Here is a 13263-nt window from a genome sequence, read left to right on the forward strand (position 1 = left end):
CGGTCGGAAAGAGGTTCAGCTGGCCTTGAGCCTCGACCCCGTCAGCAGCCCGCGCTCTTCCAGCACGGGGTAGGCCATCGAGGCCAGCAGCGAGTTGATCTGCTTGAGGTCGCGGATGGTGTCGAGATGGATCGATGATGTCTCGACGCTCTTGGCGGTGCCGTCGCGCAGTCGAACGAAATGGCTGGCGCTGGTTTCCTTCTCGCGGTCGCGCAACTGGTCCTTTTCCAGCACCAGCTGGCGGGCGGTCTCGGGATCGCGCGACACCAGGACGTTGAAGGCGAGCCGCGCATTGGCCAGCACCGAGGCGTGGAAGGCGAATAGTTCGCTCCAGCCTTCTTCCGTGAACTCCAGTCCGCGCTCCATTTTCTTCTTCACATGCACCAGCATGTTGCGCACGATAATGTCGCCGACCTGCTCGAGCTTGACGCAGGCGCCGATCAGTTCCTGGCAGCGCAGCGCCTCGTCCTCGGTCAGCGGGTTCCTGGTGAGTTTGGCCAGATAGAGCTTGATCGCCGCGTGCTTCCTGTCGACGCGGTCGTCGAGGGCGGCCAGCGCCTTGATCTTGTCGGAGTCGGCGCTTTCATAGAGCTCGATGATGCGCTTGAGCATGATCTCGACCGTCTCGCAGACGCGGACCACCTCGCGCGTGGCGTTGGCCAGTGCCTGGCTGGGAACATCGAGCGCGCTTTCGTTGAGCGCGGAAAGCTCGACGACGTCGAGCGTGGCGGCCGGCGCCGGCTTGGTGCCAAGTGCTACGATCTTCTCCGATGCACGGTATACGACCCCGGCCAGCGGCAGGCCGGCCAGCAGGATGATCACGTTGAACAGGATGTGGGCGTTGACGATCTGGTCCGCCGCCGTCGCGCCGAGGAAGGCGACATGTGGCCTGAAGGTCATGAACAGGATCAGCATGATAAGCGAGCCAAGCCCGCGCATCAGCAGATTGCCGATCGGCACGACGCGCACTTCCGGACCCGCCGAGCGGGTCAGCATCGGCGCGATGATCGACGAACCGAGATTGACGCCGAGGATGAGGACGACGCCGAGTTCGGGGGTGATCAGGCCGCGGCCGGCCAGCGTCGCCATCAACAGAACCGCCGCGATGCTCGACTGGAACAGCCAGGTGATCAGCGCCGCCAGCAGATAGGCGGTGATGGAATCGCTGGAGAAGTAGTTGATGATGACGGGCATGAGCTGGCTGTTGCGCAGCGGCTCCGATGCCTGGCCGATCATCTCCAGCGACAGGATCAGCAGGCCGATGCCGACCAGGATGCGGCCCGTCTGGCGCCAGTCGCGCCGCTCGGTGGCCATGAACATCACCGTGCCGGTAATCAGGCACAGCGGCACCAGCAGGGTCAAGTCGAAGGTGAGCAGCTTGACCACCAGCGCCGAGCCGATCTCGGCGCCGCGCACGGCTAGTTGGCCCGCGGCGCCCGACACGATGCCGGAGCCGGCGAAGGAGCCGACCAGCAGCGTGACGGCGGTGGAGCTTTGCAGCGCGATCGCGAGGCCGGTGCCGGTCAGCACCGCCATGATCGGGTTGCGCATGGTGGCGCGCAGTTTGTGGCGCAGCACGTCGCCATAGGCACGCTCGACGCCGGTCTTCACCATACGGGTGGCAAACAGCATCAGCGCCACCGCGCCGGCAAGATGCAGCAGGACGACGGAGCCGCTCATGCCAGCCTCGACAGGCCGACCGGCGCCGACGGCGCCACGGCAAGCGGAACTGGATGCAAGAAGGTGCGAATCGTGAACATGGCGAAGACCGATATCAGGTGGATTTTACTTTAGCCGGATAATAATTCTTGTCCACTGCGACAGATTGTTGGCGGGCGACGGGAGGTGTCGGAACTGGACCTTTTTCGCGGATGATCGCGCGTTTTTTGGCGTGCCGGATTCAGATGCCGCCGGACTGAACGGCCGATGGTCACGACATGTATGGCGGTGGCTTCCGGATGTGTTGAATTAGTGATCCTAAATATTGGAAAACATTACACAATCGTAATGGTGGTGTTCAGTTTCAGTTCATCCACGGGCCGTTATTCCATGGGCATCGACAACCAAGGAGTATCCCTTATGAAACGCATTATCCTTTCCGTGATGGCCATCTCGATACTGGCCGCCAGCGCCCTGCAGGGCCAGGCCGCGCCGATGAATGCGCCGGTCGCGCCGCGGTCGAATTTCACCCAGGTCGACTGGCAGAAGCCCGGCGATCACCGCGACGTGAAGAAGCGCGTCATCAAGAAGGAGACCGTCAAGCGCAGCCATTGGCGCAATGGCCAGAAATATTCGAACTGGAAGCGTCACCAGCCGGTCCGTGACTATCACCGCCATGGCCTGCACCGTCCCGGCCGTGGCCAGGAGTGGATCCGCGTCGGCAACGACTACATACTGGTCAGCGTTGTCTCCGGCATCATCTTCGGCGCGATCGCCGCACGGTAAGTCCCCGGCTTGGCGTTGAACCATGAAAGGAAGGCGGCCCGCAACGGCCGCCTTTTCTTTTGCCCTGTGGAAACCGGGTATGGGCCGCATTAGGGGTCGTCGGACCCCTCCGGCATGATTATATGGAGGGGAACCGAGTTTCCCGATGCGCTTTCCGCCCGCCTTCCTCGACGAGATACGCGACCGCGTGCCGATTTCCCAGGTCATCGGCCAGCGCGTCGCGTGGGACAGGAAGAAGACCAATGCGCCGCGTGGTGACTATTGGGCCTGCTGCCCGTTCCATGGCGAGAAGAGCCCGTCCTTCCATTGCGAGGACAAGAAGGGCCGCTACCACTGTTTCGGCTGTTCGGTGTCGGGCGACCACTTCAAGTTCCTGACCGAGCTCGACGGGATGAGCTTTCCCGAGGCGGTGGAGAAGATCGCCGATATGGCGGGCGTGCGATGCCGGTGCGCGATGCGCAAGAGGAACGGCGCGAAAAGGAACGCGCCAGCCTGACCGATGTCATGGAGATGGCAACCGCCTTCTTCCAGGAGCGGCTGCAAGGGCCGGAAGGGGCGAAAGCCCGCGCCTATCTGCGCGACCGCGGGCTGACCCCGGCGACGCAGCAGTCCTTCCGGCTTGGCTTCGCGCCCGACAGCCGCAACGCGCTGAAGGAACATCTTGCCGCCAAGGGCGTGCCGAAAGCCGATATCGAAGGCTTGTGGGCTGGTGCGCCATGGCGACGACATTCCGGTTTCCTACGACTGGTTCCGCGACCGCATCATGTTCCCGATCCCGGATTCGCGCGGCAAGATCATCGCCTTTGGCGGTCGCGCGCTGGCGCCTGATGCGCTGGCCAAGTACATGAACTCGCCCGACACCGAGCTCTTCCACAAGGGCAATGTGCTCTACAATTTCGCCCGTGCCCGCAAGTCGCTGGCCAAGGGCGGCACGGTCATCGCCGTCGAAGGCTACATGGACGTGATCGCGCTGGCGCAGGCCGGGTTCGAGAACGCCGTGGCGCCGCTCGGCACCGCGCTCACCGAAAACCAGCTCGAGCTGTTGTGGCGCATGTCGGGCGAGCCGATGCTGTGTTTCGACGGCGACCAGGCCGGCCTCAAGGCGGCGTGGCGCGCCGCCGACATGGCACTGCCGGTGGTGCAGGCGGGACGTTCGGTGCGTTTCGCCTTGCTGCCTGAAGGCAAGGACCCCGACGACCTCGTCAAGGCCGATGGGCCGGATGCGTTCCGCACCGTGCTTTCCGACGCGCGGCCGCTGGTCGACCTGTTGTGGATGCGCGAGACGGCGGGCGGTGTCTTCGACACGCCGGAGCGTCGGGCCGAACTGGGAAAGACGCTGCAGGAGCTCGCCAGCCGCATCCGCGACGAAAGCACGCGCTATCACTACCAGCAGGAAATGCGCGAGCGGGTGCTGAATTTCTTCGGCGCACAGCGCAATGCGCGCCAGGGGCAGGGCGCAAGGACAGGAGAACGGGGGCAGAGCAAGACGCCGGCAGCCGGTGGGCAGTTCGCGCGCGCCGGTGCGGCGGGCGGACGCACGGCGATCACCGAAAGCCTCGGCCGCTCGGCGCTGGTCAAGCGCGGCAGCGAGGGGATGTCGGTGCGCGAAGCGACGATCATCGTGGCGCTCGTCAATCATCCGGCGCTGATAGACGAGAATTTCGCCCATATCGAATTTCTCGACCTTGCCAATACGGACCTCACGCGACTGCATGCGGCCATCCTCGATGCGATGGCGCATGACATGGCCGATGACCGCCACGCTGTGATTGCGACAATCGAACGCGCCGGCTGGGGTGAGATATGGGAGCGGGCGGTGGGCCTGATCCGGCGGGCGCGGCAATGGCCTGCGCTGGAAACCGCGGCTCTCGAGGACGCCCGCGACGCCTTCAGCCAGGCGTTGCACTTGCAGCGCAGCGCGCGCACCTTACATAAGGAGCTGAAGCAGGCAGAAGCGGCTATGGATGCAGATCCCACGGATGAGAATTTCCGGCATCTGATCGAAATCCAGACGCAATTTCAGGATGTCCAGGCGACGGAAGCGCTGATCGAAGGATTTGGTGTGTCCTCGGGCAGGGGCGGCCGCGCCTAGAACACGAGAGTAAAGGTGTGAGAGCGTTCCGGTGCAACCAATCGGGTGTGCGGTGCGCTAAGTCGGGTAATTGATTCGCTTTTTTAAGGCGAATCATGCGAGAGGCGCTTGACCTTCTGGCAGAATGGCGGAATCAGGACGATTCGAAACGTTAACCCACCCGCACCGACGGGAATGCAGTGATATGAGGTGCTGGTGACTGGACAGGCAGGAAGCCTGCCACAGGTATCAGGGTTAATCTGGACTTAATGCATGTCGCTCAAAAGTGGAAACCGGTTTTCGGGCAATGACATGCACCAAACAAATGAGTTGATGCAGTTACTGGCCCGGTGAAGTGCGTTTTCGAGCAAGCGCATAGAGTTAGACCGGTCTGGCAGCGTACGCGGCTTCAATGCTGAGCCGCTTGGAGAACATGAAGAATGGCGACAAAGGAAAAGGAAGAGGTCGAAACCGAACGCGAAGGCGCCACAGATGGCCCTCTGCTCGACCTCTCCGATGATGCTGTCAAGAAGATGATCAAGGCCGCCAAGAAGCGCGGCTATGTCACCATGGACGAGCTGAACTCGGTGCTGCCTTCGGAAGAAGTGACCTCGGAGCAGATCGAGGACACGATGGCCATGTTGTCCGACATGGGCATCAATGTCGTCGAGGATGACGAGCAGGGCGAGGAGGCCGAGGCCACTGATACGGCCGCGGACGCCGAGGAAGACGCCAACGAGCTGGCCGAGCAGACCGGTACCGCGGTCGCCGCCACGACGACCAAGAAAGAGCCGACCGATCGCACCGACGATCCGGTTCGCATGTATCTGCGCGAAATGGGCTCGGTCGAGCTTCTGTCGCGCGAGGGCGAAATCGCCATCGCCAAGCGCATCGAGGCCGGCCGCGAGACGATGATCGCGGGCCTGTGCGAAAGCCCGCTGACCTTCCAGGCCATCATCATCTGGCGCGACGAGCTCAACGAATCGAAGATCCTGCTGCGCGAGATCATCGATCTCGAAGCGACCTATGCCGGCCCCGAAGCCAAGCAGGCGCCGGTGGTCGAGCGCATCGAGGAAGCGCCCAAGGCCGAGGAAAAGCCGCGCCGCGGACGCGACGATGAAGAGGACATCACCAATGTCGGCGCCGATACGCGCGGCATGGGCGACGACGACGAGGAAGACGAGGACGAGGCCAGCCTGTCGCTGGCGGCGATGGAAGCCGAACTGCGTCCCCAGGTGATGGAGACGCTCGACGTCATCGCCGACACCTACAAGAAGCTGCGCAAGCTGCAGGACCAGCAGGTCGAGAACCGTCTGGCCGCCGCCGGCACGCTGTCGCCCAGCCAGGACCGCCGGCTGAAGGAACTGAAGGACCAGCTGATCAAGGCGGTGAAGTCGCTGTCGCTGAACACGGCGCGCATCGAGGCGCTGGTCGAGCAGCTCTACGACATCAACAAGCGCCTGGTGCAGAACGAGGGCAAGCTGCTGCGCCTCGCCGAAAGCTATGGCGTGCGCCGCGAGGAGTTCCTGAAGGAGTATCAGGGCTCGGAGCTCGATCCCAACTGGACGCGCGCGATCGGCAATCTGACCTCGCGCGGGTGGAAGGAATTCACCAAGAACGAGCGGGACGCCATTCGCGACCTGCGCGCCGAGATCCAGCATCTGGCCACCGAAACCGCGATCTCGATCCTGGAATTCCGCAAGATCGTCAATCAGGTGCAGAAGGGCGAGCGGGAAGCCGCGATCGCCAAGAAGGAAATGGTCGAGGCAAACCTGCGCCTCGTCATCTCCATCGCCAAGAAGTACACCAATCGCGGCCTGCAGTTCCTCGACCTGATCCAGGAAGGCAATATCGGCCTGATGAAGGCGGTCGACAAATTCGAATACCGCCGCGGTTACAAGTTCTCGACCTACGCGACTTGGTGGATCAGGCAGGCGATCACGCGTTCGATCGCCGACCAGGCCCGCACCATCCGCATCCCCGTGCACATGATCGAAACGATCAACAAGATCGTGCGCACGTCGCGCCAGATGCTGCACGAGATCGGCCGCGAGCCGACGCCGGAAGAACTGGCCGAAAAGCTCGCCATGCCGCTGGAAAAAGTGCGCAAGGTGCTGAAGATCGCCAAGGAGCCGATCTCGCTCGAAACCCCCGTGGGCGACGAGGAGGATTCGCATCTGGGCGATTTCATCGAGGACAAGATGGCGATCCTGCCGATCGACGCGGCGATCCAGGCCAATCTGCGCGAGACCACCACGCGCGTGCTGGCCTCGCTGACGCCGCGCGAGGAGCGCGTGCTCAGAATGCGCTTCGGCATCGGCATGAACACCGACCATACGCTGGAAGAAGTCGGCCAGCAGTTCTCGGTCACACGCGAGCGTATCCGCCAGATCGAAGCCAAGGCGCTGCGCAAGCTCAAGCACCCGAGCCGGAGCCGCAAGCTGCGCAGCTTCCTCGACAGCTGAGTTGAATTTTATCTGTCGCGAAGAGTTGAGGGCGCCGACTGGCGCCCTTTTTCGTTTCAAGCATCAAATCGTATTTGTCTGGAGCGGTTCATCATTGCTCTACAAGGGCACGTTCAGCCGCGCGCCCTTGACGATGATGCCGCCCCGGTCGCCGATCTCTATCGAGCCATAACGCTGCCTGAAGCACTCGGGCAGCGGACGGTCGCCGGGAATGGACAGCCACAGGCGCAGCATATGCCGCCGTTTGTCCGGGGCCGGCCAATCCCGAAAGCCCATGCGGTCGTGAAGCAGCGAGTGGTTGTAGACAAACTGCATGTCGCCCGGCCGAAGCCGCATCGACAGGTTTAATTTCGGGTCATTGGCAAGGCTGTCGAAAAGATCCAGCGCTTCGACATGCGCCGCGCTCAGCCGCATGGCATCGGGGAAGCGCTGCGCACTGTCGATATATTGGCGCTGATAGATGCCGGTCAGCAATCCCGCATGCCAGTTGAGGACCGGGATTTCGAAATAGGGCTTTTCGCCTTCCGGGATCTCGCCGCGCCGGTCGGTGGCAATCGGATCAAACAGCAGGTGGACCAGGTCGGGCCGCCTTTTGCGCATCTCGTTGTAGATCGTCACTGTGCTGACCAACAGGGACTCGCCGCCTTGCATGGCGTCGCGCAGGCAGAGCAGACCGACGACATCGGCGGAGTCGGTGTGAAACGTCTGGCGCTCCGACGTCTGGTAGATGCGTGTCGTGGCGTCCCTGGCGTCGGCGCCTATATCGCGGACATGGCCGAGGATATGGCCCTGGGCATTCTGCGACCGCGCGCTTCCCAGATGCGCGCCAACCCCGCAGAAGATCGTTGCCACCATTTGCGCGGAGTATCTCTCGACCGGGAGACCGCGAAGTACCTCGAATCCTATTCCGGCGATCAGTTTTTCGCGAAGAGCAGCAAGATGGCCGGCAAGCCGGGGCAGGGGGAAATCGGCCTTGGTCAGGGTGCCGATATCCTGCGAGCGGGCGAGAAAGCCGGTTGCCGCCAATTCCAACTCCGCGACGTCCCGCGGGTCCAGTTCGACCAGCCAATGTTCGGGATGCTCCGCCATGTCCTCGCCGATCCACGCGGCGGGGCTTCTGATCCATTCCGGCAGGTCGACGGTCTCACGCATGAAGCTCTCCGGCGGTTGGATCGGTCTGGGAGGTCGGCCGGGGGTATCAACCAGATCGACGGCCACGACGGAGATTGCCTCAACCAGCCGAGTTTTCAAACCGGCTTTCCCTGGTTGACGCCGGCTGGTTCATGGGCGTCGCCTTGATGGCGCTTGGCCGAAGCTCGCTCTCACCCCGCAACAGGCGCGGTAGTCCTTGCGGGATGTTCGCCGCGGGAGGATAATTTCGCGTCGGATGCATTTTCTGGGCGACAACCCTGGAAGCCAGCCCCGGTCGAGGCCGTGCCGAAAATCCATGGCCTTCGTGCCGTGCTCCGTGGCCCCGGAGGGAGGTGTGCCGTGACGACTTACATCGTGCTGATGAACTGGACGGAGCAGGGCGCAAGGAATGTGCGCGACTCGCCGAAGCGGCTCGATGCCGCCAAGAAGCAGCTGGGCGAGATGGGTGGGGCGTTCAAGTCTTTCTTCCTGACCATGGGCGAATTCGACATGGTGGCGGTGGTCGAAGCGCCGGACGATGCGGTGCTTGCCCGTTTCACGCTGATGCTGGGCTCGGGTGGCAGCGTCAGGACGCGGACACTCAAGGCCTTCCCGGAATTTGCTTACCGCGAGATCATCTCCTCGCTCGGATAATGCAAATCGGTGGGTTTCTGGACCGTCGATGATCAGGTGCCGGCTTGACGGCATCTGATCTGGCGATATTGAGGAGAAATGCTCCTCTCGCTCGAGAAGAATTTCATCTTCATCCATATCCCGAAGACCGCCGGGAGCTCCATCACGCATGCGCTGTGGCGGTGGAGCGTGAAGCCGGAGAAGACGCAGTGGCGTCGGCTACTGTCGCATCTGCCGGTTCGCGAAGCGCCGGAGAAGGCCAATTTCAACCAGCACGACAAGGCGGCCTGGCTGAGGCGCAAGCTGCCGGGCCCGCTCTACGACAGCGCCTACAAATTCGCCGTGGTGCGCAATCCCTTCGACCTCGTCGTGTCCAATTATCATCATCTGCGCCGCAAGACGACGCGACGTCGGCATCGCCAGGCGCTGGGCTGGGATTTCAGGACCTTCCTGCGCTATCTAGAACGCAAGAATCGGCTGAGCCGGGTCGACCAGACAAGCTGGATCCTCGGTCGCGACGGCAGCGTCATCATCGACCAGATCCTGCGCTTCGAGGCGCTGGCCGAAGAATTCAATGCCTTGACCGAAAAGCTCGGCCTGCCGAAGGACATCAAGCTTCCCCGGGTGAACGTCAATGAGCCCTTCGACTATCGTGCGCATTACGATGACGAGGCCAAGGCCGTCGTCGAGCGGCTCTACGCCCGCGATTTCGAGCGCTTCGGCTACGCGTTCTGACATATCTGGCGGTTGTCGCACGACAGGATGCTCCGCCGTGCTAGACATGCGGCCAGAAGGGATCGCGCGATGAAGACCATTTCGATACTGGCCATAAGCCTTGCCGCATGGTCGTTGACGCCCATCGACGCCGATGCCGCCCCGCCAAAACAGGTCGGCATGGCCAATCCCGCATCGGTCCATTGCGGCGCCATTGGCGGACGCTTCGTGGTCAGGAAGGACAAGGCCGGCAATGAATATGGGTTTTGCCGCCTGCCCAACGGACGCCTGTGCGAAGAATGGGCACTGTTTCGCGACAACCAATGCGTCGGGCCAAAGGCGGCCATGCGCAAGTGACCACAGCGGAACCAAGCCTGAACTGACCGTCTGGTACAACACGCGCTGTCCGGTCTGCGATGCCGGCATCGGCAGGCAGAAGCGGCGGCTGATCGAGGCGGTCAAGGCCGGGCGGATCGCGTTCCGCGACATCAATCTGGAGCCGCAGGTGCTGGCTGGATATGGTGCTTCGCTGGAGGACATCCGCCGCCGACTGCATGCGACCGACGCTGATGGCCGCTTGCTTGTCGGCGCCGATGTCGCGATCGCGGTCTGGGCGAACGCCGGGCGAAGGCTGGCTGGCGGCGCTGTTCGGAAATCCGATTGTCCTGCCGCTGACACGTCTGGTCTATGATCGCTTCGCCGATCTTCTCTATGCATGGAACCGGCGCAACGGCCGCTGGTAGGGCTCACGATTTGAATCGGGATGCGGCTCCATCATGTTGATTGAACATGAAGTTTTATCAAAGCCGGCTCTCGTTTCTAAGCATGGTGATGCGAATGGGCTCGCAACTGGTCGGGAACCACGCGTGCCGACAGCCCGCCGGCGTCGATCCAGCTTCGCGTCGATTTTTCCGCATCGTCGATCAGGGCGGCGGTGCGGGTGAAATCGTAAGCCGAGCCCGCCAGCGGGCATAGCGACGGGACGATCGCGTAGTCGATGTCGCCCGGCAAGGTGTCGAGTTCGCGCACCAATTGCCGCGCGATCAGCAGCGTCAGCGCATGCAGGCCACTGGCCACGGCCCCTTGCGGCGGTGCGTGCAGATTGCAGGAGAATCCGGTCGGCAGCACGATGAGGCGGCGTGCGCCGAGGCTGACGGCGACGCGGACCGGCGTGTTCGAGGTGACGGCGCCGTCGATCAGGAACCGCCCGCCGATGCGCACCGGCGCGAAGGCCACGGGGATCGCGCTGGAGGCGGCGATCGCGTCGGCCGCATTCCCCTCCGACAGGACCACGGCCTCGCCGGAAAGCAGATCGGTGGCGATGACATGGATGGGGATCGGCGCATCCTCGAGATTGCGATAGGGCAGATGCCGCTCGACCAGATTGCGGATGCCGTGCGAGCCGGAGAGGAAATCGCGCCGCCGTGCGAAGCCCAGCAGTGAGAGCCAGCTGACCGGAAAGACATCGTTGCGGGTGATGCCGCGCCACAGGGTTTCGAGGCGTGCCATGTTCTCGACCGTGGCCCCCGCCGCATAGTAGGCGCCGTTGACGGCGCCAACGCTGGAGCCGACGACGAAGTCGGCGGTGACACCTGAGGCGACAAGCGCCTTCAGCATGCCGACCTGCACTGCTCCGAGGCTGCCGCCGCCCGCCAGCACCAATGCGGTCTTGCTGTTCTTTCCTGACGGCATGACACCACCTCGCTTCCGCTCCGGCTTCGGGTTTCCGGCCTGGACCTTGCTCACAGTTCGCGGCGACGTCGGCGTTTGTTTCGGGAGGCGCCGCACGTGTTCGTGAACCGGTGGTCGATCGGCTGGCGTCCTTCTCAGATACATCTTAAGATATATCTTGACTCGATCAGTTGGCACGCTTAATTAAGATATATCGTAAGATAGAACTCAAGGAGCAATCAATGCACAGGCACAATCATTTCGGCGAACGCGCCGAGCACTTTTTCATGCACATGGCCGGCAAGTTCGGGGGTCGCGGCGGTGGCGGCGGCGGTCCGTTCGGGGGAAGGGGCGGCGGCCGCGGCGGCCCGGGCGACATGTTTCGCGCCGGGCGCATGCTGGCCGACGGCGACCTCAAGCTGATCACGCTTTCGCTGCTGGCCGAGGCGCCCCGCCACGGCTACGACATCATCAAGGCTCTGGAGGAACGCACCAGCGGCATCTACAGCCCGAGCCCGGGCGTGGTTTATCCGACGCTGACCTTCCTGGAAGAGGCCGGCTATGCCGCCTCGGCCGCCGAGGGCAACAAGAAGGTGTTTTCCATCACCGAGGCAGGGCAGGCGCATCTCGCCGACAATCGCGAGATGATCGACGGCGTGCTCGAGCATCTCGAGCGCTTCGGCCGCAAGATGGCCAAGGCGCGCGACTGGTTCGGCGGAAACGACGACGGCGAGGAAGATGGACGACGCGGCGGCCGTGGCCGGCACGACCGTTCGGAAGCGCGCGACGAATTCCGCGCCGTGCGCCACCGGCTGCGCGCAGCCCTTGGCGACATCGTCGACGCCCCTGCCGAGAAGCAGGCCGAGGCGATCAGCATTCTAGAAGCCGCCGCCGAGGCGCTGGAAGCGCTGTCCCACCGCTGAGCGTAGGAACTCAAGGTCTGCAAGGTACAAAAAAGCCCGGATGAACCGGGCTTTTTTCGAGCGGTGAGGCAAATTCATTCCTTGCCGACATACTCGCTGATCAGCTTTTCATTACGCGCCTTTTCGATCTTGGCGGTCATCTCGGCCGAAAGGCGTTCGTCCGTGCGGTACTTGACCAGGTTCACCAGGCTGCCGGTGAGCAGCAGGATGCCCATGGCCCAATAGCCCTTGGTCGCGAGGTCGACCGGCGCCAGCCATAGCGACAGGCCCAGCATGAAATAGGCGGCACCGACCGATGCGGTGTTGAACATGATGTAGGTCTGATTGGCGTTCATTGTGGTTCTCCCTTGATTTGACGATGATTGATGAATTCGGGTTGATGGAAATCAGGTTGGGAATTCAGGTCTTCAGTTGATGGTTTTCAGGCGCTCGAGAACGTCCTTGGCGCGCACCCTCACCGCCGGGCCATGGCCGGCATCGGCGAGGCGGTCGCGGATCGCTTCATGACGCAGTTCGCCGTCGATCTCGTCGAGGATGCCGGCTTCCTCGAAGGGATCGCTGCCTGACTTGATGCGGGCCAGCAGTTCCTCGGCGTCATTGAGGCTCGCCGAGTTGCCGATCGAGCGGTTGAGGCGTGACTGCGCCTTGCGCTCGGCATCGATGGCCCGGGCCGAGATCATGCCCTGGTTGAGATCGATGATGCGGCGATGCGCCCGCTCCACTGAAACGCGCATCCGCAACGTCTTCTCGCCGAGGCTTTGCACGGTGGCGCGGCGGACTTCGCGTTCGTTCTCCAGTTCGGCGACGGCCACCGCGCCACTTTCGGCCAGCGCGTTGTTGTTGGCGGCCAGCGCGCTGAGCGTGCGTGTTTCCAGATCGGCGTGGCGACGGTCGAGATGGTCGAGACTGGCCTGTTCGGCACGCTGGCGCACAATCAGCGTGGCAAGCGTCTGCTTGGCGGCGGCGAGGCCTGTCTCGGCATCGCGGATCCGCTGGGCCAAGAGGTCGATGGCGAAGCGATCCTTCAGGCCGTCCTCGGCCCGCGCGCTGGCGCCGTCGAGCAATGTTCTGATCAGGCTAAGCATGTTCTTCTCCCTTCGAACTGTTTCTCATGAACAATGTTCACGAAGCCAACATAACAGGAAATGAACATCGTTCAAGCGATTTTTGAACACTGTTCACGAATTCCAGCATATGGTAAATGAAAGGA

At 62.8% G+C, this 13263-nt stretch carries 11 protein-coding genes and 2 pseudogenes; 8 read left to right on the forward strand and 5 right to left on the reverse strand.

Annotated elements, in window-relative coordinates; all coding sequences use genetic code 11:
* Positions 1-15: 15 nt before the first annotated feature.
* A complete protein-coding gene (locus LGH82_RS28010; protein ID WP_227345811.1) occupies positions 16-1680 on the reverse strand; it encodes a Na/Pi cotransporter family protein in 1665 nt (554 codons plus the stop codon).
* A 399-nt stretch (positions 1681-2079) separates the two neighbouring features.
* Here LGH82_RS28010 and LGH82_RS28015 point away from each other — a divergent pair, with 399 nt between their 5' ends.
* The 3 genes and pseudogenes from LGH82_RS28015 to rpoD all read left to right on the forward strand — a co-directional run bounded on the left by LGH82_RS28015 (position 2080) and on the right by rpoD (position 6981).
* The gene (locus LGH82_RS28015; protein WP_227345812.1) at positions 2080-2445 is read left to right on the forward strand and encodes an RcnB family protein; all 366 of its coding nucleotides are present in this window, start codon (positions 2080-2082) and stop codon (positions 2443-2445) included.
* 145 nt (positions 2446-2590) lie between these two features.
* A pseudogene (gene dnaG, locus LGH82_RS28020) lies at positions 2591-4537 on the forward strand (DNA primase).
* A 419-nt stretch (positions 4538-4956) separates the two neighbouring features.
* On the forward strand, positions 4957-6981 hold the full coding sequence (gene rpoD / locus LGH82_RS28025) for an RNA polymerase sigma factor RpoD (protein ID WP_227345813.1): 2025 nt from the start codon (positions 4957-4959) through the stop codon (positions 6979-6981).
* Positions 6982-7080: 99 nt separating this feature from the next.
* On the opposite strand, the gene LGH82_RS28030 is transcribed toward rpoD, so the two are convergent.
* The gene (locus LGH82_RS28030) at positions 7081-8133 is read right to left on the reverse strand and encodes a TauD/TfdA family dioxygenase (RefSeq protein WP_227345814.1); all 1053 of its coding nucleotides are present in this window, start codon (positions 8131-8133) and stop codon (positions 7081-7083) included.
* A gap of 339 nt (positions 8134-8472) precedes the next feature.
* On the opposite strand from LGH82_RS28030, the gene LGH82_RS28035 reads away from it, so the two are divergent.
* The 4 genes and pseudogenes from LGH82_RS28035 to LGH82_RS28050 all read left to right on the forward strand — a co-directional run bounded on the left by LGH82_RS28035 (position 8473) and on the right by LGH82_RS28050 (position 10202).
* A complete protein-coding gene (locus LGH82_RS28035; RefSeq protein ID WP_227345815.1) occupies positions 8473-8766 on the forward strand; it encodes a GYD domain-containing protein in 294 nt (97 codons plus the stop codon).
* Between the two features lie 78 nt (positions 8767-8844).
* Positions 8845-9480, forward strand: coding sequence for a sulfotransferase family 2 domain-containing protein (locus tag LGH82_RS28040; protein ID WP_227345816.1), 636 nt, complete (start codon positions 8845-8847; stop codon positions 9478-9480).
* A 69-nt stretch (positions 9481-9549) separates the two neighbouring features.
* Positions 9550-9816: a DUF333 domain-containing protein gene (locus tag LGH82_RS28045; RefSeq protein ID WP_227345817.1), complete on the forward strand. Its 267-nt coding sequence runs from the start codon at positions 9550-9552 to the stop codon at positions 9814-9816.
* A gap of 22 nt (positions 9817-9838) precedes the next feature.
* Positions 9839-10202 (forward strand): annotated as a pseudogene (locus tag LGH82_RS28050) (thiol-disulfide oxidoreductase DCC family protein).
* A 76-nt stretch (positions 10203-10278) separates the two neighbouring features.
* On the opposite strand, the gene LGH82_RS28055 reads toward LGH82_RS28050, so the two are convergent.
* Complete coding sequence (locus LGH82_RS28055) at positions 10279-11151, reverse strand: patatin-like phospholipase family protein (RefSeq protein ID WP_227345818.1); 873 nt, start codon at positions 11149-11151, stop codon at positions 10279-10281.
* A 221-nt stretch (positions 11152-11372) separates the two neighbouring features.
* Between LGH82_RS28055 and LGH82_RS28060 the strand changes: the two genes are divergently transcribed.
* Entirely contained in the window at positions 11373-12053 is a 681-nt protein-coding gene (locus LGH82_RS28060) for a PadR family transcriptional regulator (RefSeq protein ID WP_227345819.1), read from the forward strand.
* Positions 12054-12127: 74 nt separating this feature from the next.
* On the opposite strand, the gene LGH82_RS28065 is transcribed toward LGH82_RS28060, so the two are convergent.
* Both LGH82_RS28065 and LGH82_RS28070 read right to left on the reverse strand, forming a co-directional pair.
* Positions 12128-12388, reverse strand: a complete 261-nt coding sequence (locus tag LGH82_RS28065) for a YiaA/YiaB family inner membrane protein (RefSeq protein ID WP_023779112.1) — start codon at positions 12386-12388, stop codon at positions 12128-12130.
* A 72-nt stretch (positions 12389-12460) separates the two neighbouring features.
* Entirely contained in the window at positions 12461-13138 is a 678-nt protein-coding gene (locus LGH82_RS28070) for a PspA/IM30 family protein (protein WP_227345820.1), read from the reverse strand.
* Positions 13139-13263: the final 125 nt, after the last annotated feature.

Source organism: Mesorhizobium sp. PAMC28654 (genome assembly GCF_020616515.1).
Classification (GTDB): domain Bacteria; phylum Pseudomonadota; class Alphaproteobacteria; order Rhizobiales; family Rhizobiaceae; genus Mesorhizobium.

Bases quoted from the DNA above. Each gene is read 5' to 3' on its own strand.
- LGH82_RS28010 (WP_227345811.1), bottom strand. From the start codon at position 1,680: ATGAGCGGCTCCGTCGTCCTGCTGCATCTTGCCGGCGCGGTGGCGCTG.
- LGH82_RS28015 (WP_227345812.1), top strand. From the start codon at position 2,080: ATGAAACGCATTATCCTTTCCGTGATGGCCATCTCGATACTGGCCGCC.
- rpoD (WP_227345813.1), top strand. From the start codon at position 4,957: ATGGCGACAAAGGAAAAGGAAGAGGTCGAAACCGAACGCGAAGGCGCC.
- LGH82_RS28030 (WP_227345814.1), bottom strand. From the start codon at position 8,133: ATGCGTGAGACCGTCGACCTGCCGGAATGGATCAGAAGCCCCGCCGCG.
- LGH82_RS28040 (WP_227345816.1), top strand. From the start codon at position 8,845: ATGCTCCTCTCGCTCGAGAAGAATTTCATCTTCATCCATATCCCGAAG.
- LGH82_RS28045 (WP_227345817.1), top strand. From the start codon at position 9,550: ATGAAGACCATTTCGATACTGGCCATAAGCCTTGCCGCATGGTCGTTG.
- LGH82_RS28055 (WP_227345818.1), bottom strand. From the start codon at position 11,151: ATGCCGTCAGGAAAGAACAGCAAGACCGCATTGGTGCTGGCGGGCGGC.
- LGH82_RS28060 (WP_227345819.1), top strand. From the start codon at position 11,373: ATGCACAGGCACAATCATTTCGGCGAACGCGCCGAGCACTTTTTCATG.
- LGH82_RS28065 (WP_023779112.1), bottom strand. From the start codon at position 12,388: ATGAACGCCAATCAGACCTACATCATGTTCAACACCGCATCGGTCGGT.
- LGH82_RS28070 (WP_227345820.1), bottom strand. From the start codon at position 13,138: ATGCTTAGCCTGATCAGAACATTGCTCGACGGCGCCAGCGCGCGGGCC.